This window comes from Bradyrhizobium elkanii USDA 76 (assembly GCF_023278185.1).
GTDB lineage: Bacteria > Pseudomonadota > Alphaproteobacteria > Rhizobiales > Xanthobacteraceae > Bradyrhizobium > Bradyrhizobium elkanii.
In genome coordinates, this window is record NZ_CP066356.1 from 6520752 (window position 1) to 6545227 (window position 24476).

18 protein-coding genes are annotated in these 24476 nt (G+C 65.5%); 5 read left to right on the forward strand and 13 right to left on the reverse strand.

The features are described 5' to 3' along the window. Window positions 1-102 precede the first annotated feature (102 nt). Entirely contained in the window at window positions 103-1065 is a 963-nt protein-coding gene (locus JEY66_RS31390; RefSeq protein WP_016842166.1) for an SMP-30/gluconolactonase/LRE family protein, read from the forward strand. 213 nt (window positions 1066-1278) lie between these two features. Here JEY66_RS31390 and JEY66_RS31395 read toward each other — a convergent pair whose 3' ends face one another. Together JEY66_RS31395 and JEY66_RS31400 are read right to left on the reverse strand one after the other, a co-directional pair. Then, complete coding sequence (locus tag JEY66_RS31395; RefSeq protein WP_018270473.1) at window positions 1279-2712, reverse strand: aldehyde dehydrogenase family protein; 1434 nt, start codon at window positions 2710-2712, stop codon at window positions 1279-1281. Between the two features lie 323 nt (window positions 2713-3035). Then, entirely contained in the window at window positions 3036-5402 is a 2367-nt protein-coding gene (locus JEY66_RS31400; protein ID WP_018270472.1) for a transketolase, read from the reverse strand. A gap of 131 nt (window positions 5403-5533) precedes the next feature. Between JEY66_RS31400 and JEY66_RS31405 the strand changes: the two genes are divergently transcribed. Continuing rightward, entirely contained in the window at window positions 5534-5995 is a 462-nt protein-coding gene (locus tag JEY66_RS31405) for an Lrp/AsnC family transcriptional regulator (RefSeq protein WP_016841346.1), read from the forward strand. Window positions 5996-6330: 335 nt separating this feature from the next. On the opposite strand, the gene JEY66_RS31410 is transcribed toward JEY66_RS31405, so the two are convergent. Both JEY66_RS31410 and JEY66_RS31415 read right to left on the reverse strand, forming a co-directional pair. Further along, window positions 6331-6651, reverse strand: coding sequence for a hypothetical protein (locus JEY66_RS31410; protein WP_240537043.1), 321 nt, complete (start codon window positions 6649-6651; stop codon window positions 6331-6333). Window positions 6652-6781: 130 nt separating this feature from the next. Beyond that, window positions 6782-7954 carry a fumarylacetoacetate hydrolase family protein gene (locus tag JEY66_RS31415; RefSeq protein ID WP_016841344.1) on the reverse strand — a complete coding sequence of 391 codons (1173 nt, stop codon included), beginning with the start codon at window positions 7952-7954 and terminating at the stop codon, window positions 6782-6784. Window positions 7955-8216: 262 nt separating this feature from the next. Here JEY66_RS31415 and ppk2 point away from each other — a divergent pair, with 262 nt between their 5' ends. Together ppk2 and JEY66_RS31425 are read left to right on the forward strand one after the other, a co-directional pair. Then, a complete protein-coding gene (ppk2, locus tag JEY66_RS31420) occupies window positions 8217-9080 on the forward strand; it encodes a polyphosphate kinase 2 (protein WP_050999414.1) in 864 nt (287 codons plus the stop codon). 221 nt (window positions 9081-9301) lie between these two features. Then, the gene (locus tag JEY66_RS31425; RefSeq protein ID WP_016839818.1) at window positions 9302-10180 is read left to right on the forward strand and encodes a transporter substrate-binding domain-containing protein; all 879 of its coding nucleotides are present in this window, start codon (window positions 9302-9304) and stop codon (window positions 10178-10180) included. A gap of 127 nt (window positions 10181-10307) precedes the next feature. Here JEY66_RS31425 and JEY66_RS31430 read toward each other — a convergent pair whose 3' ends face one another. The 8 genes from JEY66_RS31430 to JEY66_RS31465 form a co-directional block, all read right to left on the reverse strand. Further along, window positions 10308-10976 carry an amino acid ABC transporter permease gene (locus JEY66_RS31430; protein ID WP_016839817.1) on the reverse strand — a complete coding sequence of 223 codons (669 nt, stop codon included), beginning with the start codon at window positions 10974-10976 and terminating at the stop codon, window positions 10308-10310. 58 nt (window positions 10977-11034) lie between these two features. Further along, window positions 11035-12294: an NAD(P)/FAD-dependent oxidoreductase gene (locus tag JEY66_RS31435; RefSeq protein ID WP_018270470.1), complete on the reverse strand. Its 1260-nt coding sequence runs from the start codon at window positions 12292-12294 to the stop codon at window positions 11035-11037. A gap of 4 nt (window positions 12295-12298) precedes the next feature. Further along, window positions 12299-13057, reverse strand: a complete 759-nt coding sequence (locus tag JEY66_RS31440) for an SDR family NAD(P)-dependent oxidoreductase (RefSeq protein WP_018270469.1) — start codon at window positions 13055-13057, stop codon at window positions 12299-12301. Window positions 13058-13152: 95 nt separating this feature from the next. Continuing rightward, window positions 13153-14235 carry a zinc-binding dehydrogenase gene (locus JEY66_RS31445; protein ID WP_018270468.1) on the reverse strand — a complete coding sequence of 361 codons (1083 nt, stop codon included), beginning with the start codon at window positions 14233-14235 and terminating at the stop codon, window positions 13153-13155. A gap of 117 nt (window positions 14236-14352) precedes the next feature. Continuing rightward, window positions 14353-18240, reverse strand: coding sequence for an autotransporter domain-containing protein (locus tag JEY66_RS31450; RefSeq protein WP_018270467.1), 3888 nt, complete (start codon window positions 18238-18240; stop codon window positions 14353-14355). Between the two features lie 242 nt (window positions 18241-18482). Then, complete coding sequence (locus tag JEY66_RS31455) at window positions 18483-19460, reverse strand: DMT family transporter (RefSeq protein WP_016844109.1); 978 nt, start codon at window positions 19458-19460, stop codon at window positions 18483-18485. A gap of 200 nt (window positions 19461-19660) precedes the next feature. Further along, window positions 19661-20500: an aldo/keto reductase gene (locus JEY66_RS31460; RefSeq protein WP_016844110.1), complete on the reverse strand. Its 840-nt coding sequence runs from the start codon at window positions 20498-20500 to the stop codon at window positions 19661-19663. A 276-nt stretch (window positions 20501-20776) separates the two neighbouring features. After that, entirely contained in the window at window positions 20777-22261 is a 1485-nt protein-coding gene (locus JEY66_RS31465; protein ID WP_026192467.1) for an aldehyde dehydrogenase family protein, read from the reverse strand. Between the two features lie 117 nt (window positions 22262-22378). On the opposite strand from JEY66_RS31465, the gene JEY66_RS31470 reads away from it, so the two are divergent. Continuing rightward, window positions 22379-23464 (forward strand): substrate-binding domain-containing protein, encoded by a 1086-nt coding sequence (locus JEY66_RS31470; RefSeq protein ID WP_018270466.1) that lies wholly within the window; start codon window positions 22379-22381, stop codon window positions 23462-23464. A gap of 93 nt (window positions 23465-23557) precedes the next feature. Here JEY66_RS31470 and JEY66_RS31475 read toward each other — a convergent pair whose 3' ends face one another. Further along, window positions 23558-24457, reverse strand: coding sequence for an SMP-30/gluconolactonase/LRE family protein (locus tag JEY66_RS31475; RefSeq protein ID WP_016844113.1), 900 nt, complete (start codon window positions 24455-24457; stop codon window positions 23558-23560). Window positions 24458-24476 lie beyond the last annotated feature (19 nt).

The window sequence follows — 24476 nt, forward strand, 5'->3', positions numbered from 1 at the left end:
TCTTTCCTGATTGCTGCGACCGAATTGCGGTCGCAGGCCGACAATGATAGCAAACCAGGCGCTCAAGGAAACACCATCGAAAAACAACAACGAGAACAGCAAATGTCCGATGTTCATTCCGCCGGCTGGCGTCCCGCGACCTGCTATCCCGATCCCGCGATCCACGCGCTTGATCCGCGCTTCGAGAAATACTGGCTTAAACTCTCCGCGGTTGAACGCATCGCGACCGGCCTGCGCTGGGCCGAAGGTCCGGTGTGGTTCGGCGACGGCCGCTATCTGTTGTGCAGCGACATCCCGAACCAGCGCATCCTCAAATGGGAGGAAGAGACCGGCGCGGTCAGCATCTTCCGCAAGCCGTCGAACTTCGCCAACGGCAACACCCGCGATCGCCAGGGCCGGCTGATCACCTGCGAGCACGGCGGCCGCCGCGTGGTGCGCACCGAATATGACGGATCGATTACGGTGCTGATCGATTCCTTCGGCGGCAAGCGGCTGAACTCGCCAAACGACGTCGTGGTGAAATCCGACGGCTCGATCTGGTTCACCGATCCGATCTTCGGCCTGCTCGGCAACTACGAAGGCTACAAGGCCGATCCCGAGATCGAGCCCAACGTCTACCGGCTCGATCCCGCAACCCGCGAGGCCGCCGTCGTCGCCGAGGGCGTGCTGGGACCGAACGGGCTGTGCTTCTCGCCGGACGAGAAGATCCTCTACGTCGTGGAATCCCGCGGCGAGCCGAACCGCAAGATCCTCGCCTATGACGTCGCAGCCGACGGCAAGACGATCTCCAACAAACGCGTCTTCATCGACGCCGGCCCGGGCACGCCCGACGGCATGCGCTGCGACATCGACGGCAATCTGTGGTGCGGCTGGGGCATGGGCGATCCCGAGCTCGACGGCGTGGTCGTGTTCGCGCCCGACGGCGTCATGATCGGCCGCATCGCGCTGCCGGAGCGCTGCGCCAACCTCTGCTTCGGCGGCATCAAGCGCAACCGCCTGTTCATGGCGGCGAGCCAGTCGATCTATGCGCTCTACGTCAACACCCAGGGCGCGCTCGGCGGTTAAGTCTCTTCGTCGTCCCGGCGAAGGCCGGGACCCATTACCACAGACCTTCGTTATTCGAACAATGCGGCCCGAGCTTACTCAACCAGATGCATCGGTGGTTATGGGTCCCGGCCTTCGCCGGGACGACGACAAAAACTTGTACCTTCCCAAAACGTCTGACGCCGGAGCAGTTGCCTGCCTCGGCGCCAAAAGTCACGTCTCTCGTGGCTCGGCTTACGCGGCGTTGTAGCCGGCGACCGCCTTGGCCTCGAGATATTCTTCCAGACCGTAGCGGCCCCACTCGCGGCCGTTGCCGGACTGCTTGTAGCCACCGAACGGCGCGGTGCGCTCGTTCGGCATGCCCTGCAGGTTGACGTTGCCGGCGCGGATCTGGCGGCCGACGCGGCGCGCGGTTTCCACGGTGTCGGCCGAGACGTAACCGGCGAGACCATACGGCGTGTCGTTGGCGATCTTCACCGCATCGGCTTCGTCCTTGGCGCCGAGGATGGTCAGCACCGGTCCGAAGATCTCCTCGCGGGCGATCGTCATGTCGTTGGTGACGTCGGCGAAGATGGTCGGACGGACATAGAAGCCCTTGTTGACGCCCTCGGGCAGGCCCGGGCCGCCGGCGACCAGCGTTGCGCCCTCGTCGATGCCCTTCTGGATCAGCGCCTGGATCTTGTCCCACTGGCCGCGGTTGACCACCGGACCGATCGTGGTGCCGTCGGCACGCGGATCGCCGGCCTTGGTCTTGTCGGCGACGCCCTTCGCGATCGCGGCCACTTCCTTCATCTTGGAGAGCGGCACGATCATGCGCGACGGCGCGTTGCAGGACTGGCCCGAGTTGTTGAACATGTGCATCACGCCGCCGGTCACCGCCTTGGTCAGGTCGGCACCATCGAGGATCACGTTCGGCGACTTGCCGCCGAGCTCCTGGCTGACGCGCTTCACGGTCGGCGCCGCACGCTTGGCGACGTCGACGCCGGCGCGGGTCGAACCGGTGAACGAGATCATGTCGATGTCGGGGTGCTCGCTCATCGCCGCACCCACCTCGGGGCCGAGGCCGTTGAGCAGGTTGAATACGCCCTTCGGCACGCCGGCTTCATGAAGGATTTCCGCGAAGATCAGCGCCGAGGTCGGGGTGAACTCCGACGGCTTCAGGATCATGGTGCAACCGGCGGCGAGCGCGGGCGCGACCTTGCAGGCGATCTGGTTGAGCGGCCAGTTCCAGGGGGTGATCATGCCGACGACGCCGACCGGCTCGCGCACGATCACGGCGGTGCCCATGGTCTCCTCGAACTCGTACTTCTTCAGCACTTCGAGGGTGTTCATGAGGTGGCCAAGGCCGGCGCCGGCCTGCAGCTTCTCGGCCATCGGCAGCGGCGCGCCCATCTCGTCGGAGACGGCAGCACCGATCTCCTTCATGCGGCCCTTGTAGACCTCGACGATCTTGGTGAGCAGCGCGACGCGCTCCTCGCGGCTGGTCTGGGAATAGGTCTCGAAGGCGCGCTTGGCGGCGGCGACTGCCTTGTCGACATCGGCCTTGGAGCCGAGCGCAATCTCATACATCGCTTCTTCGGTCGCCGGATTGACGACCGGGGTGGACTTGCCTTTGACGACGGGATCGACCCAGGCGCCGTCGATGTAGAATTGCATGCGATTGACCATCGGAAACCTCTTGTACGGGGCGTATGGAATGGGGAACGAAAGCGTTCGGCAGGCATCCTTGCACGAAAGCCCGGCGAATTGAACCCGCCATATGCGGGACGCGGCTCGTGCGCGCGAACAGCATATAATGTCGCTATCGCGCAGGTGGCAAGGTTGGTCTCGTCGCCCCGGCGAAGGCCAGGGCCCATAACCACCGCCGGCAATTGCTAAACGGTGCTGTTAGAACGAGTCGCGTTTACTTGCTGCCAGTTGTGGTAATGGGTCCCGGCCCCCGTGCGCAATTGCGCACTAGGCCGGGACGACGATGTGGAGCCTGCAATGGCTCACACCGCCATCTTGCGATGCCGCACCGGGGCGCCGACCGAGACGCTTTCCGCCGCGTCGATGATGGCGTTGGCGTCGATGCCATAGTGGCGGTAGAGGTCGCCGATCGTGCCGGTCTGGCCGAAATGCTCGACACCGAGCGCCTCGACGCGGTGGCCACGCACGCTGCCGAGCCAGCCGAGCGTTGCCGGATGGCCGTCGATCACGGTCACAATGCCGCAGTCGCGGCCGAGCGGCGCCAGCATGCGCTCGATATGACTCAAATGCTGCGCGCCGCGGCGGTCGCGGCGCAAATTCCGTGCGGCGGACCAACCCGCATAGAGCCGGTCGGCGGAAGTTACCGCCAGCAGACCGACGTCGCGGTGGCTCTCGCCGATCAGGCCGACCGCCTCGATCGCCTCCGGCGCGACGGTGCCGGTATACGCAATGACGATGTCGCAGTTCGGGCCCGGCTTGCGCATCCAGTAGGCGCCGTCGGTGATGTCGCGCTGCAGGTCCGGGGTCATGATCCGTTGCGGCTGCTCCAGCGTCCGCGTCGAGAGTCGCAAGTAAACCGAACCGCCCTCGGCGCCCTCGCGCTGCATGTGGCCAAAGCCCCAGCCCATGATCACGGCAAGTTCATCGACAAAGGCCGGATCGAACGAGGCGAGCCCGTCCTGCCCGATCCCGATCAAGGGCGTCTTGATCGACTGATGCGCGCCGCCTTCCGGCGCCAGCGAGATGCCCGACGGCGTCGCCGCCACCATGAAGCGGGCATCCTGGTAGCAGGCGTAGTTCAGCGCATCGAGACCGCGTTCGATGAAGGGATCGTACAGCGTGCCGACCGGCAAGAGCCGCGCACCATTGATCTGGTGCGACAGGCCGAGCGCCGACAGCATGATGAACAGATTCATCTCGGCGATGCCGAGCTCGAGGTGCTGTCCTTTCGGCGAATATTCCCAGGTGTAGGCGGACGGGATCTTCTCCTGCCGGAACAGGTCGTGGTTCTCCGCCTTCGCGAACAGGCCGCGGCGGTTGACCCAGGCGCCGAGATTGGTCGACACGGTGACATCGGGCGATGCGGTGACGATGCGCGAGGCGAGTTCGCTATCGCCGCGCGCCAGCTCGTGCAGCACGAGGCCAAAACCCTGTTGCGTCGACATCTGCGCCGAGGCCTTGAAGGCCAACCGTTCCGGCACATCGATTTCAGGCGCCGACAGGCGGCGGCGCCCCTCGCGGTTGAACGGCGCCTCGGCGAGGAACGCCTCGAGCTTCGCAGGCTCCTGCGACAGGCCCTCGAACTTGTCCCACTCGTGGCCGGGGCGGATGTTCTGCGCGGCGCGCCACTTCTCCATCTGCGCCACCGTCATCAGGCCGGCGTGGTTGTCCTTGTGGCCCTGCATCGGCAGGCCGACACCCTTGATGGTGTAGGCGATGAAGCAGACCGGCCGATCATGGTCGATCGCCTCGAAGGCCTCGATCATGCTCGCCATGTCGTGGCCGCCGAGGTTGGACATCAGCGCCAGCAACTCGTCGTCGCTGCGGCGCTCGATCAACGCCGACACCTCGCCCTGGTCGCCGATGTCGTCGCGCAGATGCTTGCGGAACGCGGCGCCGCCCTGGAAGCACAGCGCGGCGTACATCTGGTTCGGGCAATTGTCGATCCAGCGCCGCAGCGCCTCGCCGCCGGGCTCGGCGAACGCCTCGAGCATCAGCTTGCCGTACTTCACGATCACCACGTCCCAGCCGAAGTTGCGGAACATGGTCTCGAACTTGGCCCACAGTCCCTCGCGCACCACGGCGTCGAGCGACTGCCTGTTGTAGTCGACCACCCACCAGGTGTTGCGCAGGCCGTGCTTCCAGCCCTCGAGCAGCGCCTCGAAGATGTTGCCCTCGTCCATCTCGGCGTCGCCGACCAGCGCGATCATGCGGCCCTCCGGCCGGTCGTTCAGCCAGCCATGCGCCTTGACGTAGTCCTGCACCAGCGAGGCAAACAGCGTCTGCGCGACGCCGAGGCCGACCGAGCCGGTGGAGAAGTCGACGTCGTCGCTGTCCTTGGTGCGCGACGGGTAGGACTGCGCGCCCTTGTAGCCGCGAAAATTCTCCAGCTTGTCGCGGGTCTGGTGGCCGAACAGATACTGGATGGCGTGAAACACCGGGCTCGCATGCGGCTTCACCGCGACGCGGTCCTGCGGGCGCAGCACCGAGAAATAAAGCGCCGACATGATGTTGGCGAGCGAGGCCGACGACGCCTGGTGGCCGCCGACCTTCAACCCGTCGGTCGAGAGCCGCACATGGTTGGCGTGATGGATGGTCCACGACGACAGCCACAGCACCTTGCGGGCCAGGGCGGACAGCATGTCGAGGCGTTCAGGCGCGATTCCCATGGCGATGCTCCGGGCGATATGCCGGAATGTTACTGCCGCAAGCGGCGGCGAAAATCTCAATTCCACGCGACAGCACAGGAAAAATTGGGATAAATTCCCACGATCCGGCTTCAACTGACGAGTTCATCCCAATGCCCGCCCTCGATGCCATCGACCGCAAGATCCTGAGTCTGCTCCAGACCGACAGCCGCATGACCATGCAGGAACTCGCCGACAAGGTCGGGCTGTCGGTGTCGCCTTGCCACCGCCGGGTCAAGCTGCTCGAGGAGCGCGGCGTGATCTCTCGCTACATCGCAACCGTCGACCAGAAGTCGATCGGGCTGCACGTCTCGGTCTTCATCTCGATCAAGCTGGCGCGGCAGAAGGAAGAAGACCTCAACCGCTTCGCGCGCGCGATCTCGAAATGGGACGAGGTGCTCGAATGCTACCTGATGACGGGCAATCGCGACTATCTGCTGCGCGTCGTCGCCGCCGACCTCTCCTCCTATGAAGCATTCCTGAAAAACAAGCTGACCCGGCTCGACGGCATCGCCTCGATCGAGTCGAGCTTTGCGCTGAGCCAGGTGAAGTATTCGACGGCGTTGCCGGTGTGAGTGTTGCTCGCGTCTGAATGGTGCCGTCGGTCGCGCCAAGATGTACGCCGTCGTCCCGGCGAAGGCCGGGACCCAACTACAGGGTCGAGTAGTTGAAGAAGGCTGTGGCCCCAGCGTCGCGCGATCATTGGCATTTGGGGTAATGGGTCCCGGCCTTCGCCGGGACGACGCCGAGTGTGTTGCATGATCTGTGCGTCACATCCACATTCTCGCAACATGAATCGTCCGAGCTTTGCATCTTGTTCCGTTTTGCAAGAGAGGCTTGCGCCGTCGGGCAACTCAGTGATTGGCGCTGGCACCCTGCCCGGCTGGACGGCCTCGCCGCGACAACCAGGCTACGGCGCGATCCATATCCCAATCACGATGATGGCCAGTGAGACGGCAATGACCAGCATATCGGTGGTGAGCCAATCGGGCATTCCGTTTGATGGCTGCTCGCTCATGTCCGCGACTCCTTCTGTTCGCGTCGAGCCAATATGCTGGAGCGAACCCGCGCGAACGAGGATGAACTGGTTCACATAAAGCCAGGAAAAAGCGGCAAATTCCTCGTGTTTTAGCGCGCTCAAGTTGCGCCACGCGGTCGCTCTGCCGCGCAGGTTTCTGAACATGTTCGACAATGCCGCCGCTTTCGCACAGTCACCATCATCGTCGTTCAACGCTCTGCAAGAGGCGGCTGAACGTCACCGGATTGCGGGCGCAACTCAGCGCCGACCTGCCGCCGCGCGACAGGCCGCACATGGCCGACGAAGCGGCCGAGGTAGTGGACTCGCCGTCCCGTCCCGATCCTCAGAGCACCTTGCGCTGTGCGAGGTTCTTCATCAGTGCACCGACGCCGAAGGTCCAGGGCTCGCACTCGTCGCTGCCCCGCATCCGGTTGACCAGCTTGCCGAGCTGCGGCGCGGCGATGGTGACGATATCGTCGCGCTTGTGGGTAAAACCCTCGCCCTTGGCGTCGCGGTCCTTGACCGGCGCGAACATCGTGCCGAGGAACAGCGCAAATCCATCAGGGTATTGATGCACGGGGCCGATGGTCTGGGCGACCAGATCGGTCGGGTCGCGGCTGATCTTGCTGATCGAGGAATGGCCCTCGAGCACGAAGCCGTCTGCGCCCGTCACGGTCAGGCCGACATCCATCTTCCTGACATCGTCGAGCGAGAAGGTCTGGTCGAACAGCCGGAGCAGCGGGCCGATCGCGCAGGACGCGTTGTTGTCCTTGGCTTTCGACAGCAAGAGCGCCGAGCGCCCCTCGAAGTCGCGCAGATTCACGTCGTTGCCGAGCGCGGCGCCGACGATCTTGCCGGCGGCGGAGACGATCAGCACGACCTCCGGCTCCGGATTATTCCAGGTCGACTTCGGATGCAGCCCGGCATCCATGCCTGATCCGACCGAGGACAGCGTCGGCGCCTTTGTGAACACTTCGGCGTCGGGACCGATGCCGACCTCGAGATACTGGCTCCAGGCATTCTGATCGATCAGCACCTGCTTCAGTTTCATCGCCTGCTCGGAGCCGGGCTTCAGCTTGGAGAGATCGTCGCCGACCAGGCGCACCACCTCCTTGCGGATCGCGTCCGCCGAGGACGGATTGCCGCGCGCCCGCTCCTCGATCACGCGCTCCAGCATCGAGATCGCGAAGGTGACGCCGGCGGCCTTCAGCACCTGGAGATCGACCGGCGCCAGCAGATGCGGCCTGGCCTTGTCGCGGCCGTCGGGCGGGGTGTTGGCGAGGATCGCCTCGAAATCACCGATCCGCTCGCCGCGCGTGGCGCGCAGCGCGGCCGCGGGATCGCTTTCCTCACAGAGCGCGCTCACCGTCGGGAACCGCGCCGTAACGTCGAACACGCCGTCTGCCCGTACCGCGACGACGGCCGGTCCGCCGGCCTGCGGCAGCCAGACCCGTCCGACCAGCGTGCCGGCGGTGCCGTCCTCCGGCAGGACGTCTTTTGGCGTGAGCGAAATCATCGGCACATCTCCCTTTTTGGTTTTGTCGACTTGTTAGCACAGTCCGCCCGGCGGCGTGAAACAGCGGTCATGGCATTGTCATAGAGGGGTAACATCGCCCGTCAATGCTGCCGTCCGATCCATCTAACATACTGAAAGACGGACCTTCATGACGACCTCCGCCCTCACCGACGAAGCCTCCCGGGATGAAGCCTTGCGCGATGAAGCCTTGCACGACGAAGCCTTGCACGACGAAGCCTTGCGCGCCCGCATCCATCAGGAGATGGCCGACAGCCTCGACGAGGAACTCGAGCTCGAGCTCGACGACATGAGGCTCGACGAGCTCGACCATGACGGCGCCCCCGGCAAGCCGTCGATCGACCGCAAGTTCTACTTCCGCGAATTGCTGCGGCTGCAGGGCGAGCTGGTCAAGCTGCAGGACTGGGTGCAGCACGAGAAGAAGAAGGTCGTCGTGCTGTTCGAGGGCCGCGATTCCGCCGGCAAGGGCGGCGTGATCAAACGCATCACCCAGCGGCTCAATCCGCGGGTGTGCCGGATCGCGGCCCTGCCGGCGCCGAACGAGCGCGAGCGCACGCAATGGTACTTCCAGCGCTATGTCTCGCATCTGCCGGCCGGCGGCGAGATCGTGCTGTTCGACCGCAGCTGGTACAACCGCGCCGGCGTCGAGAAGGTGATGGGGTTCTGCAGCGACGAGCAGTACGAGGAATTCTTCAACTCGGTGCCGGAATTCGAGCGCATGCTGATCCGCTCCGGCACCATCCTCCTGAAATACTGGTTCTCGATCACCGACGAGGAACAGGCGTTCCGCTTCTCGATGCGGATCCAGGATCCGCTGAAGCAGTGGAAGCTGAGCCCCATGGACGTCGAGGCGCGGACCCGCTGGGAGCTCTACACCAAGGCCAAGGAAACGATGCTGGAACGCACGCACCTGCAGGACTCGCCGTGGTGGATCGTCGATGCCGTCGACAAGAAGCGCGCCCGGCTCAACTGCATCTCGCATCTCTTGAGCCAGATCCCCTATCAGGCGGTCACCCATCAGCCGGTAGTGCTGCCGCCGCGGGTGCGCAACCCCGACTATCACCGCGGCCCGATCCCGCAGGAAATGTACGTGCCGGGACGGTATTGAGAGCCGCGATCACTGGCCTCTCCCGCTCGCGGAACCGCTGAACGTCCCCACAAACTCGTCATGCCCGGGCTTGTCCCGGCCATGACGGCGCGCTGAGAGCTCAGTCCAAGGGGAGGTGAAGAAATAGCCACCCCATCGCCTACTATTGGCGCAGGCCGGCGGTATTGCTGGTACCGGATACCGACGCTAGGCTTCCGGCGATCTGGTGCAGGGAGGCCCGCTTGACTCAATCCGACGACATCACAATTTCCGAAGATCGCCGCGACGCGCTGCGCTATGCGCTCGGGATCGGCAGCGGCGCGGCGCTCGCGGCCGCGATGGCAACGCCGGCCTCGGCGCAGACGCCAGCCGACAACACGCTGGATCGCATCCGGGCCAGCAAGGTGCTGCGGATCGCGGTGCTGCCGGGCGAACTGCCCTATTTCAACAAGGACCTCGCCTCGGGCACCTGGTCCGGCTTCTCGATCGAGATGGCCAACGATCTGGCCAAACTGCTCGACGTCAAGCTGGAATATGTCGAGTCGACCTACGGCAATTCAATTCTCGATCTGCAGGCCAACAAGATCGACCTCGGCTTCGCGCTCAACCCGACGCCGCAGCGCGCGCTGGTGGTCGATTTCACAAATCTGGTGTTCCCGCATCCGTTCGGCGCGATGCTGAAGAAGGGGCTGGAAGCCAAGACCTGGGCCGACATCAACAAGCCCGAGGTGAAGATCGCAGTCGACGTCGGCTCGGCCAACGAAGCCGTGGCGCGGCGCTTTGCGCCGAACGCCACCATCAAGTCGCTGAAGTCGCGCGACGAGGTGATGCTGGAAATGTCGTCGGGCCGCGTCGATTGCGTGGTCAACGCGCTGGTGCTCGGGCTGACCGCGATCGCCAAGAACCCGAACCTCGGCACCTACAAGATCCTGGCCTCGCCGTCGGTGACGATCGCGAGCGGCACGGCGGTACGGCGCGAAGCCGACAAGCGCTGGCGCGATTTCCTCTCGGTGTGGATCGACTACAACCGCGGCATCGGCCAGATGCGCGAATGGTTCGTCAAGGGCCTCGGCCTCGCCGGCGTCAAGCCCGAGGACGTGCCGGTGGAGTTGAGTATTTGAGGGGGTGAAGCTCCGCCTCCGTCAACTCGTCATGCCCGGGCTTGACCCGGGCATCCACGTCTTCGTTTCTACAAGAAAAAAACGTGGATGGCCGGGACAAGCCCGGCCATGACGGTGGTGCGAGACCTCACACCTTGTCGTAGGTCAGCCCGCGCTCCAGCCGCCTGGCCACCAGCGTCGAGGGGAACAGGATCGCAAAATAGATCAGCGCGACGATGGTGTAGACCTCGAGGGGCCGGTAGGTGTCGGCGTTGATCAAGGTCGCGTTGTAGACGAGATCGGGCACCGCGATGATCGAGACCAGCGAGGTGTTCTTGAGCTGCGTGACCGACTGGTTGACATAGGGCGCCATCATCGGCTTCAGCGCCTGCGGCAGAATCACGAGCCGCATCAGGCGCCAGCCGCGGAAGCCGAGCGCCTTCGCGGCGTCCCATTGCCCGACCGGCACGCTCTCGATCGAGCCGCGCACGATCTCGGCATAGAATGCGCCGCCATAGAGCGACAGCACGCTGACGGCTGCGACATGCGCCGGGATGTTGACGCCGATCACCACCGGAAACGCGTAGTAGAACCAGATGATCTGCACCAGCAGCGGCGTGCAGCGGAACAATTCGATATAGGCGATCAGGAGCCAGTCGATCACCGGGATCCGCCGCAGCCGCAGCATGCCGACGATCAGGCCGATCAGGGTCCCGAGGATGATGGTGCCGATGGTGTAGGCGATGGTCCAGCCGAGCCCGAGCCAGAACAGATGGCTGTATTTGGCAAGGATGCCGAAATCCCAGACGTAGTTCATCCTGCCCCTCGGTTACCGCGCGCTTGATCGCCAAACATCGCAGGCGGCCTCGCGCGTGTCACGCGATATACCGGTTCGGCGAAAATGCCTGCGCCTCGAACGGCGGTGCATCGCCCGCGATCATCGCCGCGATTGCGGCGCCCGTTCCGGGGCCGGTGGTGAAGCCGATATGCTGGTTGCCGAAGGCGAGCCAGAGCCCGCGATGCCGCGGCGCCGCACCGATCATCGGCAGGCTGTCGGGCAGCGTCGGCCGCGCGCCGCGCCAGCGCTCGCCGACTGCATCGCCAAATTCGACCACGCTGCGCGCCATCGGCACCACCGCCTCGAGCTGCGAAAAATTCGACGGCGCGTCGCGCGCGGTGAGCTCGACGCCGCTGGTGACGCGAACGCCCTGCTCCATCGGGGTCATCAGAAAGCCGCCGTCCGCATCATGGATCGGCCGCAGCAATTTGCGTGCCGGGTTCGGCACGAAGTGCTGGTGATAGCCGCGCTCGAACGCCAGCGGCACGCGATAGCCGAGCGGCCGCAGCAGCTCGGCCGACCACGGCCCGAGCGCGACCACGACATGGCGCGCGGCGATCTCGCCGTCGGCGAGCTGCACGCGCCAGCCGTCGCCGTGCGGTTCGATCCGCCGGATCCCGGATTGCCTGATCGTGCCGCCGCCAGCGGCGAGCATCTGCGCGTAGGCCTTGACCACCGCGCCGGGTGAATCGACCGATGCCGTCTGCGCGTGCAGGAGACCCGTGCTGTAGGCAGGGATGATGTTGGGCTCGAGCGCGGAGATCGCCTGGCGATCAAGCACCTCGCTCCTGATGCCGAATTCGGCGAGCGCGGCCTGCTCGGCCTGCGCGGCGGCAAGCCCGTCGCTGCGCCACGCCTTGAGCCAGCCGGTTTCGCGGATGCGATGGCCGGCGCCGGCCTGCACGATCCAGTCGCGATGCAGCTTCAGCGAGGTTCCGATCAGGCCGTACAGCGCGGCCGCGCGCGGCCTGGTCTGTGATGGCGTCGCCGCAGCGAGGAAGCGCATCACCCAGCCGGCATTGGCAAGCGCCCACGCAATGTTCCAGCGCAGCGCCGGATGCGCGTTGGTCAGATATTTCGGCAGGTTCTTCAGCAGCGACGGCGTATTGAGCGGCAGGATCGAGCCTGACGAGATGATACCGGCATTGCCGTAGGAGGTTTCGCTGCCGGGCTCGCGGCGATCGACGATGACGACGGAGAGCCCGCGCTGCCGCGCGGCGAGGCCCGCCGAGACGCCGACCATGCCGGCGCCGAGCACGGCGACATCGACCTGTTGTGCTGGCGTGCCCTCGCTCATGCCGTCACATCAAGGTCAGGCCGCCATCGACCGGCAGCGTCGCGCCGGTGACGTGGCCTGCTTCCGGCGACAGCAGGAAGGCAACGACGGCGGCGACCTCGTCGGGCTCGGCCAGCCGCTGCATCGGATTGGCCTTTGCGACGCGCTCCCAGGTCGCGGTATCCAGCGCGCCGAACAAGCCGGGATCCTTGCGGGTGTAGCCGGGCATCACGGCATTGGCGGTGGCGCCCGACGCGGCGAGCTCGATCGCAAGCGACTTCACCAGCACCTCGAGCGCGGCTTTCGCAGCCGCCGATCCCGGATAGGTGGCGCCGGGCACGAAGCGATGCGGCCCGAAGCTCGACACCGCGACGGCGCGGCCCTGCGCGCTGCGCGTGAGGTCGGACAGCGCGGCCGCCGCGATTTCATGGAAGGCCGCCGCCATCACCGCGAAGGCACGCTCCAGCGCCTCGCGTGGCAGGCTTGAGAATTCGCGCCGGTCGGCAAAGCCCGCGGCGTGCACGATGCTGTCGATCGGCCCGAACGCGGCCCGCGTTGCCGCGACCAGCGCGGTGCCGGCGCCGGACTTGGCGAGATCGCCGGTGCTCACCTCGACCTTCGCGCCCTTGCTGCGGCATTCCTCCGCAACCGAATTCAGCCGCGCGAGCCCGGTGGCCTCGGCGCCCTGTCCGTGCAGCATCAGGGATTGACCGGGGCCGGCGAGCCGGCGCGCGACTGCGGCGCCAATGCCGGAGCCGCCTCCCGTGATGATTGAAACGCGCATGAGGTTCGTGCAGTCAGTGCGATAACAGACAGCGAACTATAGGTTCGGCATCACGAAATGCAAACCGCGCCCATCGCCATCAGTTTAGCGCCAGATTATCGCCACGGCTCGACCAGGATCTTGGTGTGCTCCTCGGGATTGGCGAGATCGGCAAAGGCCTGCGCGACGCCGTCGATGCCGACGCGGCCGGTGACCAGCGAGGCGGCATCCACCTGGCCTTCCGCGATCAGGCGCAGCGAATAGGCAAATTCCTCCGGCGTATAGCCGAGCACGTACTGGACGTTGAGCTCCTTGATGATGCCGAGCATCGGCTCGGACTTGTCGGTCTCCATGCAGACGCCGACCACGACGACACGGGCGCTGCGCGGGGCGCCCTCGAACACCTGCTGCAGCACGCCGGGCACGCCGACGCATTCGAAAATCAGCGCGGGCTTCAGCGGCGGCAGCAGCGCCTGCATCGGCGGACGCGCCGCCTTCTCCGCGTCGGTCATCTGGGCGTGCTCGGCCCAGCTCGCATAGGGCTGCGTCTTGGCGGGATCGACCACCACATCGGCGCCCATCTTCTCGGCGAGCAGGCGCCGCGCCGGCGAATAATCGGCAGCAACGATCGGGCCGAGCCCCCTGATCTTCAGCGCCGCGATCACCGCCAGCCCGACCGGTCCGCAGCCGATCACCAGCGGCACCTCGCCGCCGTGGATATTGGCCATCGCCACCGCATGGACGCCGACCGCAAGCGGCTCGGTGAGCGCGGCGTGCTCGGCCGCAAGCCCGTTCGGCACTTCGAGCAGCAGCGGCTCGCTGAGCAGCATCTGCTCGGCATAGCCGCCGAGATAGTCGTTGGAGTAGCCGATGCCCTTTGGGCCCTCCGGCGTCAGCAACGCCGGCAGCGAGCATACGCGCGTGCCCGGCTTCAGCTTGCGCGTGGTGCCCGGCCCGTAGTCGAGAACCTCGCAGCAGAATTCATGGCCGAACACGACGTCGCGCGACAGATCCATCGGCGTGCGGCCGGGCAGGAACTTGCTCAGCTCGACCATGCGGTGGGCGTGCTTGCGCGCGTGCAGATCGGATCCGCAGATGCCGCAGGCGAGCGATTTGACCAGCACCTGGCCGGCGCCGGGCTTCGGCTCGGGCATCCGGTCGACGACAATCTCGCCGTTCCTGAAGATCGCTGCGCGCATATTCCCTCCCGCGTGGGTTTTGTCCCACTCATTTTGATGCGTATTTCGTCCCGCGAAATGCCGTCGCGGATCACGTCCGGGACAGGCTTTCGCCGCAGGAGGCTATAGCACGGAGGGTCACCACGTATAGCGCATAACGCCCTTGCCGGCGTAAGACTGCGTCACGTTGGAGAATTCGCCCTCGAAGGTCGCGGCGGCCGACCAGCCGTTGCGCCACCGCAGCTCGGCGGAGGCCGTGGTCAGCACCGAGTCGCTGGCCTGCGCCGCGCCGTTGACCACGAAGGCCGCGCCGGGCAGTGTCTGGAACACCGCACCGACGGCGCGGTCCGGATTGAAATCATGCGCCCAGGCGACGCGGCCGCGCAGCGTCACGATGCCGCCGTCAACCGCGAACGACTTGTCGGAGCGCAGGCCGAGTTCGCTCCTGACGTCGGTGACGCTCTTCGCTGCATAATTCAGCGCGAAGGCGCCGTCGCCGGAGACCACGCTCTCCGCATAGGCCGGCAGCTCGAAGCTCGTGAACTGGGCCGCCGCGTAAGGCGTCAGCCCGATCCACGGCGTGGCGTAGCGATAGCCGCCCTCGAGCCGGCCCGACCACGCATTGGCATTGAAGTTGGCGCGCAGGTGATCGGCGCCGGCCGCGGTGACGATGCGGTCGGTGGTGACATCCTGCCAGCCATAGGCGAGCGCAGCACTTAAGTACGCCGCGCCGACGCTGTGGCGAACGAACGCGCCGGCCTGGAACAGATCGGAGCGGCCCCAGCCGAGACCGTTGACGCTGAAGCTGGTGGCGCCGCCGGCGAGCGCAAAGCCGGCAATGGTGTTCGGCGACAAGCGGTAGTCGGCGCCGACCGCGGTGCCATAGAGGCTGCTGCTGGTGTTGTTCGAACCCAGCACCGCATTGCCGCTGGTGGTCTGCGAGCCGCCATAGCCCGCCGCCCAAACGCTCCAGCGCTGCTCGAAGCTCGGCTGCAGTGGCGGCGCCTTGGTGTAAATCGCGGCCAGCGCATCGCGCGGCTCGGTCTTGCGCGCCGGATAGGCAAGCGGGGTGCTCTCCTCGGTGAACGGCGTCGCCCCCGCGCCGCCGCCGAGGCCACCATCACGCCCGGCGACGAACGGATCGGTCAGCAGACCGAGGAACAGGCCCATCGCGTTGAACGTCGCCTGCTGCGAGCCGGCCGCGCCCTCACCCGAAGCCTGCGTCAGGCCGTTCGGCGACAGTCCGGCGAACACCGCGTTGATACCGCCATTGGCGTTGAAGAAGTTCTGCAGCGTGGTGGCGACGTTCTGCTGATTGACGTTCAGCTTCGACTTCGCGCCGTAATCGAGCGTGAAGTTCAGATAGGCGTTGCTCGCGTCATAGCCGAGCGTCGCGACGAGGTTCGACGGCAGCCCGGTTGAATCGACACCCGCAAACGTGCCGCTGCGGCCGCCGGCCGCCGACAGGATGGTGTATTGCTTGGCGATCGTACTGCCGGCGGCGACGCTGACGCCGACCGATCCGGCCAGCGTCGCGCTGCCGCCCACCTTGGCCAGGGTGGACGCCGTCGAATTGAGCCCGACGAGGTACAGTGCACCGGACTGGAAGGCGAGGTTGCCCGCCACGTTCAGGAATGTGCCTGATGTCGCATTGCCGGGCATCAGGATGCCGCCGCTTGCAATCGTCGTGTTGCCGACGGTGCCGATGCCGGCGAGCGCACCGCCGGCATTCACCGTGGTGAGGCTCGACGAAGCGATCGAGCCGTCGACCTGAAGAATGCCGCCGTTGACCGTCGTGGTGCCGGTATAGCTGTTGACGCCGGACAGCGTCAGGGTACCGCTGCCGGTCTTCTCGAAATTGGCGGGACCGGTGCGGCCACCGCCGAAGCAGCCACAGATATGGAATGGGTTCAACGGATCGAAGTCGGCAAGCACGCCGCTGAGCGCCGTCGAGAGATTATTGCTGCCAACGACGAGGGTGTTGCCTGAGCCGATATAATAGAAGCCGGAGCCTGCGATCGAACCCGCGGTGATGCGCCCGTCGCCGTTCAGCCCCGTGCTGAGCGAGAAATCGACCAGTCCGGTGCCGTTGGTGATGAACTGTGCGTTGCCGCCGGTCGCGTTGTTGAAGAACTTGATGGTGCTGCCGGCTTCGGTGATGATGGTGGCATCGCCCGCCGTAGCGAACGCCGTGAAGATGTGTTGGCTGCCGGCCTGGTTGTCGATGGTCGCATTGCCCGCGGTGGCATAGGCATCGAACTGGAGAACGCTGCCGTCCCGATTGATGATCGTCGCGTTGGCCGCGGTCGGCGCCTCCACCGGGTTGAAACCGCCAGATCCGAAATAGAGCACGCCGCTGTTGTCGAAGCTGGCGTTTGCCGCCGTGCTGTTCTGGAAAAAGGCGACCTGACCGCCCGCGAGCGTGACGATCGTTGCGGAAGCCGCGGATGAGGACTCGAAAAACTGCGTCGAACCGCCATTGGTGCCGTTGGTGATGGTGGCCTGCCCCGCATTGGTGTGGCCCAGAAACACCGCGGCACCGCCGTCGGAGTTGTCGATCACGGCCTTGGCGGCCGTGCTGGTGTCGGAGCCGCCGGGAGGACCAAACGCGTCGCCGAACACCACAGTGCCGCCGTTGGTGTTGGTGAATCTGGCGTTGCCGGCAGAACTGGTGTCGCGGAAGATCGTGAGCGCACCATTGGTGTTGCTCACGGTGGCATTGCCCGCGGTGCTGCTGTCGCGAAACTCCGTGATGCCGAAATTCTGGTTGACGATCGTCGCCGTCGACGCCGTGGTGGAATTGTAGAACGTCGTGGTGGCGATCCCGTTGAAGCCGTCGTTGACGATCTTGGTGATGCCGGCCGTGTTGGCGTTGACGATGTCGAACTTGCCGTCGACCGCGACCTCGCCGACGATCGAGGCGGTGTGGCTGGCGTTGCCGAGTTGCAACGTCGCGCAATCGCAGATCGTGGTGCCGCCCGTGTAGGTGTTGGTGTCTGTTAGCACTACGCGGCCGAGACCGCCCGAATTGTCCAGCACCGTCAGCTTGCCGGGGCCGTTGCCGTCGGCGATGTTGCCGGCGATCGTGAGCGTGACGCCATTGGCGTCGATCGCGCTGCCGATGGCCGACGTATTGATCTTGAAGTTGTTGCTGAAAGTCAGGTTGCCGAGGCCGTCGGCCTGAAACGAGGCATTGTCGAGCGTGACGCTGCCTGACCCGACCGAGCTGTTGTTGCCGACGACGACGGTCGTATCGACCACCAGCGTGCCGCCGGAATAGGTGTTGGCGCCGGAGAGCTGTACGTTGGAGAACGCGGACGCCGACGAATCGATCAGGCGCAGAACCCCGGCGCCGGCGCCGTCGGCGATCACGCCCTGGAGATTGACCTGGGCGCCGTTCGCATCGACCGTGCCGCCGGCCGCATTGACCACGATGTTGTTGGCGAAGGCGACGCTCGAGACCGTCGGCGACTGCATCTGGAACGTGCCGCCATTGAGCGTGATGGTGCCGGTGCCGACCGAATCCGCATTCGTCACCTGCACGGTGCCGGCCGAGATCAGCGTGCCGCCGGAGTAGCCATTGGTCCCTGCGAGCACCAGCGTGCTGTTGCCGAGCTGGTGCACCATCGCGCCGGGCGCAAATCCGTCGTTGATGTTGGCGCTGATGGTGATGGTCTGGCCGCTGTTGGCCCGGTTGATCAGGCCGCCGCTCGGCCCCGTCAGGGCGAAGTTAACCGGGTTGCCGCTGATCGTGTACGACTGCGAATTGGCGGTGAAGGTCCACGAGTCCAGCAGCATCGGGCCAGCGCCGATCGTGACCGTCGCCGATCCCGTCGAATCGAAAATGGCGGATTGGGTCGGGAGGATCGGCGGCGCGCCGGGCGACGTCGTCGACCAGTTGGTCGGGAGCTGGTAGTCGGCACTGCTCGTTGTGCTACCGCTGCCGCCCCAGGTGAAGCTCTGGGCCTGTGCCGAACTGGACGGCAACAGGCTTGCAGCCGCCGAGACGCAGACTGCCGAAGCCAACACACCGCGAAACTGCCGAGCAAACGAAAAAAAGACCGAACCAAAATGCACGTGAATTGCCCCCAAACGCTCTACGGCGCTCTTGGGACGAGATTAGCATGCTGCCAAACGCGCGATTGTTGATTGTGTCCGAAATCCTTCGATTCAGCTTCCGGAGGTCGAAGTTTCGGCCCCACTGTTGTACACCCGCAACGCTAGCGGAGGCTGGCCTCGCAACCAGCGCACGATTCTTGGTACTGTGGTCAGGCGTTCGGCGACGGCTCGCTGGCCACGGTCAGCAGCTGCGACCGTCGGACGCGCTCGCGATGCGCGGTGTAGAGGCCCGAGGCGACGATGAAGCCGGCGCCGAGGATGGTCCAGCTGTCGGGCACTTCGCCGAAGATCAGGAAGCCGAGGATGCTGACCCACAGCAGCTGCGTGTAGGAGAACGGCGCCAGCACCGAGGCATCGCCATAGCGGAATGCCAGCACCACGATCCACTGTCCGACGGTGGACGCAACGCCGATCAGGATGCCGAACATGATGTCGTGCCAGCTCGGCGTGACCCAGACGAACGGCACCAGCGCGCTGACGATGGCGACGCCGACGATGGACGAATAGGTCATCACGGTGATCGGGCGCTCGCTGCCGCTCATCATGCGCGTCAGGATCAGCGTGCCGGCCCAGGCCAGCGCCGAGACGAGCGGGAAGATCGCGGCGGGATGGAACGCGCTGGTGCCCGGCCGCAGGATGATGAACACGCCGGCGAGGCCGACCGCGGTCGCGATCCAGCGTCGCATGCCGACCCTCTCACCGAGGAAAGCGATCGACAGCGCGGTGACGAACAGCGGCGAGACGAAGCTGGTGGCCGAGGCTTCGGCGATCGGCAGGAAGCCGAGCCCCGTGATGAAGATCAGCGAGGAACCGAGCAATGCGGCGCCGCGCAGCACGTGCAGCCCGGGACGGCTGCTGCGCAGCGCGAACAGCGGCGAGCCCGGCAGCATCGCCGGCGTCATGATCATCGCGAACACCAGGAAGCGGATCCAGGCGATCTCGATCGAGGGCAGCGTGGAGGAGAGATATTTTGCCGTGACGTCGGAGGTGCCCAGGAACACGGTCGACAGCAGGATCAGCGCGATGCCCTTGAACGGCCGGTCGGTGCGGGCGGGCGCCTTGCTTGTCGCTGCGGGCGCGGTCTTTGCGGGCAATGAAAGGGGAACGCTGTCCAGCCTGGCGGCCACGGCTGCGGGGGGCGGTGTCACGGCAATCTCGAAGGCAAAATAAAGGGAATCTGCTGCGCGTACAAAACGCCAATTCCGCCGCAAGAACAATGCCCGAAAACGGGACTCCGATATGCACCAGCGCGCGCGACCGCCCGCCGCAGGCTGTGTGCCGCCGCAACTGCAACAGTTTGTTAAGAACTGTGTGAAGCGGAACGCGCTCAGAGCATCGGCAGCGAGCGCGGCTTCGGCCCGCGCGGGAACGCGGCATCGAGCGCGGCAAGTTCCTCGGCGCTGAGCTTGAGCTTGCCGGCGGCAGCATTCTCCGCCGCGTGGTCCGCGTTCGACGCCTTCGGAATCGCGAGCACTGACGGCAGCCGCGTGAGGAAGCTCAGCGCGACCTGGCGCGGCGTTGCCTTGTGCGCCTGCGCGATCGATTGCAGCACCGTGCCGGCCTTGCTCGACGGCGCGGGAAAATCATTGTGACCGAACGGCGAGTAGGCGACGACGGCGACACCGTGCTGCTCGCACCACGGGATCACGGCATGCTCGATGGCGCGCTCCTGCAGATGGTAGAGTACCTGGTTGCAGGCGATCGTGCCCTCACCCGCGACATCGAGCAGTTCGTCGAGATCCTCGGTGTCGAAATTGCTGACGCCCCAGGCGCGGATCTTGCCGGCCGCGATCAATTCGTCGAACGCCGCGACCGTCTCTGCAAGCGGAGTGGTTCCGCGCCAGTGCAGCAGATAGCAATCGAGGCGATCGGTCTTCAGCCGCTTCAGCGAGCGCTCGCAAGCGGTGATGGTGCCGCGTCGCGAGGCGTTGCTCGGCAGGACTTTCGAGACCAGGAACAGCTCGTCGCGGCGGCCTGACATCGCATCTGCGATCACAAGCTCGGCGTCGCCATACATCTCGGCGGTGTCGATATGCGTCATGCCGGCATCGATGCCGCGCTTCAGCGCAGCGACGGCCGCCTTGCGGTCACCGCGATCGAGATACCAGGTGCCCTGCCCGATCACCGAGACCTGCGGGCCGCTGTCGCCGAATTTTTTCGTCTGCACGATCGCCTCGTTCTGCGTGTTCGCTCTTGTCCCCGCGCAAAGATAGAGGAAAGAGACGATCGTGTCTCCACAGTGTCGTCCCTGCGAACGCAGGGACCCATAACCACAAGAGTCAATTGTAGAGGCCGCTGCGGCCCCAGCGTGTTCCAACAACGCGGATTTGGGGTTATGGGTCCCGGCCTTCGCCGGGACGACAGCTGTTATGCGACGCGTTCTCGCGCAATCCCATCAGTGCGGGCCCGCCTACCCGCCCCCGTTTGACGGCGTTGCGCATCGTCAAACGTTGAGGTTCATCCACACCGCCTTCGGCTCGGTAAAGTTATCGAGCGCGGCGGTGCCGTGCTCGCGGCCGAGGCCGGAATCGCGCTCGCCGCCCCACGGCAACCGCACATCGGTGTAGCCATAGGTGTTGATCCACACCGTGCCGGCGCGGGCCTTTTTGGCGAAGCGCTGCACGCGGCCCATATCGGCGCTCCAGACGCCGGCGGCGAGGCTGTAGGCGGTGCCGTTGGCGATGCGCAGCGCATCGGCCTCGTCCTTGAACTTGATCACGCTGACGACGGGACCAAAAATCTCCTCCTGCGATATGCGCATCTCGTGCGCGACGTTGGCGAACACCGCGGGACTGATGAAATAGCCGCGGTCACCGACCCGCGCGCCGCCGGTGGCCAGCAGCGCGCCCTCATGTTTGCCGATCTCGACGTAATCGAGGATCGAGCGCATCTGCTTCTCGGAGATGACCGGCCCGAGCGCGGTGGCGCGATCTGCGGGATCGCCGACCCGCAACGCCTCGGCGCGGGCGACCAGACGCTCGACCACCTCGTCATAGGCGTTCTCCTGCACCAGCACGCGCGAGCCGGCCGAGCAGACCTGCCCGGCGTTGAAGAAGATGCCGGCAGCCGCGGCTTTGGCGGCGGCTTCGAGATTGGCATCGTCGAAGATCACATTGGCGGACTTGCCGCCGAGCTCGAGCGAGACCCGTTTGAAGTTGCCGGCGGCGCCCTTCATGATGCCGCGGCCGACGCCGGGCGAGCCGGTGAACGTCACCTTGTCGACATCGGGATGATTGACCAGCGCATCGCCGACGACACGGCCGGGGCCGGTCACGATGTTGAGCACGCCCTTCGGCAACCCGGCCTCGAGCGCGAGCTCGCCGATCCTGAGCGCCGACAGCGAGGTCAGCTCGGCCGGCTTCATCACCACCGTGCAGCCACAGGCGAGAGCCGGCGCGAGCTTCCACATGCCGATCATCAGCGGGAAATTCCACGGCACGATGGCGGCGACCACGCCGACCGGCTCGCGCACCGTATAGGTCAGCGCGTCGTCGCGCGCCGAGACCACATCGCCGCTGATCTTGTCGGCCCAGCCGGCGTAATAGGTCAGCGTGTCGATGGCCGCCGGAAAATCCTGGCGCAGCACCGCCGATATCGGCTTGCCGGCATCGAGGCTCTCCAGCGCTGCGATTTCATCGGCGTGCTGTTTCAGCAGCTCGGCCCATCGGAGCAGAATGTGGCCACGCTCGGCCGCGCGCATGGTGCGCCACGGTCCCTCGAAGGCGCGGCGGGCAGCCGCCACGGCACGGTCGACATCCGCCTCGTTGCCTTCGGCGACGGTCGCGATCACCTGCTCGGTGGCGGGATTGAGCGACGTGAAGGTGTTTCCGGACAGCGAACGGACGCGAGCGCCGTCGATCAGCAGCAATTCGTCCCTGATGGTCGTCGCGCGGCGGGCGTCACGCTCATAGTCATATGCAACAGACATCATATTTCCTCCTCGTGTTGTCACTCAACCTAGGAGGCTTTGATCAGCAGTAAATATGATATCTTGTGCCTATTGGCATGCCAGGATATGAAGTCAAATTCATAATTGGTGGCCACCATGCTGCAGATCGAGATCGAGACCGTCTGGCGATTCCGGAAGGAGGACAGCCCGCAGACCGCGGTCGTGATGCTCGGCATCCTCAACGAGATCAGGAAGACCGGGAAGATCACCAGCGCCGCCAACGACGCGCAGCTGTCCTACCGCCATGTCTGGAACCTGATCGAGCAATGGACCGGCTTCTTCGGCGTGCCGCTGGTGGAGACGCAGCGCGGCAAGGGCTCGAAGCTGACGCCCTTCGGCGAGAAGCTGGTGTGGGCCGGCGAGCGCATGCAGGCGCGGCTCGGGCTGCAGCTCGAGAACCTCGCGCAGGAACTGGTCACCGAGATCAAGCCGTTTCTCGAGCAGCGGCCGTCGGTGATCCGGGTCCATGCCAGCCACGGCTTTGCGGTGTCCAAGCTGCGCGAGTTCCTCGACCGCGCAGGCGGCGTGGGCGTCGATCTGCGCTATGTCAGCAACCAGAACTCGCTGGTCTCGCTGGCGCAGGGCGCCTGCGATCTCTCCGGCGTGCACCTGCCGCGCGGCGAACTACGCGCGCAAGGCATCAAGGCCTGCCGCGAATGGCTCGATCCGCGCGAGGACCGCGTCATCAATTTCGTGACGCGCGAGATGGGCCTGATGGTCAAGCGCGGCAACCCGCTGAAGATCACGTCGCTGAAGGACCTGGTCGAGCGCAAGGCCCGCTTCGTCAACCGCGACCATGATTCCGGCACGCGGCTGCTGTTCGATCAATTGCTGGCGCTGCACAAGATCCCGGAAGGGCGGATCAACGGCGCCCAGCACATGGAATTCACCCATGCGGCGGTCGCCGCCTATGTCGCGAGCGGCATGGCGGATGCGAGCTTCGGCGTCGAGGCCGCGGCGCGCCAGTTCGGGCTCGATTTCATCCGCCTGCTCACGGAAGATTATTTCTTCGTCTGCAGGCGCGCCTTCCTCGAGACCGAGCCGATGCAGCGCGTGCTCGACATCATGAAGAGCAGCGAGTTCCACAAGGCGGTGGGCGCCCTTCCCGGCTATGTCGCCTCCAACACCGGCGCCGTCAGCGCCGTGAAGGAGTTTCTCGAGAAGCTGCATTCGGACCGCTGATCGGCCACACCCGGCGGCGGCCGACCTGGTGGCCGTCGATCCTTCGGGACTCGCGCCAGGTGCGATGACGAGGATCGACAGACACGAAGATATCTAGCCGAGGCCGCCGATGTCGGCGACCAGCACCGAGCCCGTCACCGATTCCGTGATGTAAAGACGGTCGCGGTTGGCGCCGCCGATCGCGACGTTGGTGCAGCTCGGCCCGGCGCAGGACTTGATCCGCGCGATGCACTCGCCGTTCGGCGCGAACACGAAGACGTGGCCGAGCGAGGCGTGCGCGACGAACAGCCGACCGGCGGCGTCCATCGTCATGCCGTCGGGCCCGCTCGGGCCGAACAGCGAGCAGAAGCGGCCGACCTTGGAGACGCTGCCGTCCTTCATGAATGGCGCGCGCCAGACCGCATTGTCGCGCGTCATGGCGACGAACAGCACCGCTTCGTGCGGATCGAGCACCAGGCCGTTCGGGCTGATGCCGGTGTCGATCAGGCAGTCGAGCGCGCCGCTCACCCGCAGCCGATAGACGCGGCCGGTCGGATCGTGCAGTCCGGTCTGGCCCTGATCGGTGAAATAGATGTCGCCGTTCGAGGCGATGTGCAGGTCGTTGCAGCCGCGGAACGATTCCGAATTGCGCGAGCGCAGCAGCGGCGTGACCTCGCCCGATTTGGCATCGAGCTCCATCAGCCCGTGCCGATAGTCGGCGATCAGGATGCGGCCCATCGGATCGATCTTCAGCCCGTTCGGCCAGCCGTCATATTCGGCGACCTGCGTCCATGACTTGTCCGGCGCGATCCTGAAGATGCGGCCGAACGGAATGTCGACGATGTAGAGATTGCCTGACGCGTCGAAAGACGGTCCCTCGATGAAGCAGTCCGTCACCGCACCCGGCCGGTTGGCGTCGGCCCATTCGCTCGTCACCTTGCGGCGGAATTCGGCGGGAACCGCGGAGAAGATTTCGGTCGGGATCAGTTTCGGCGGCGTTTCCAGGAACATCATTTTTCGGTTCACCCGTTGG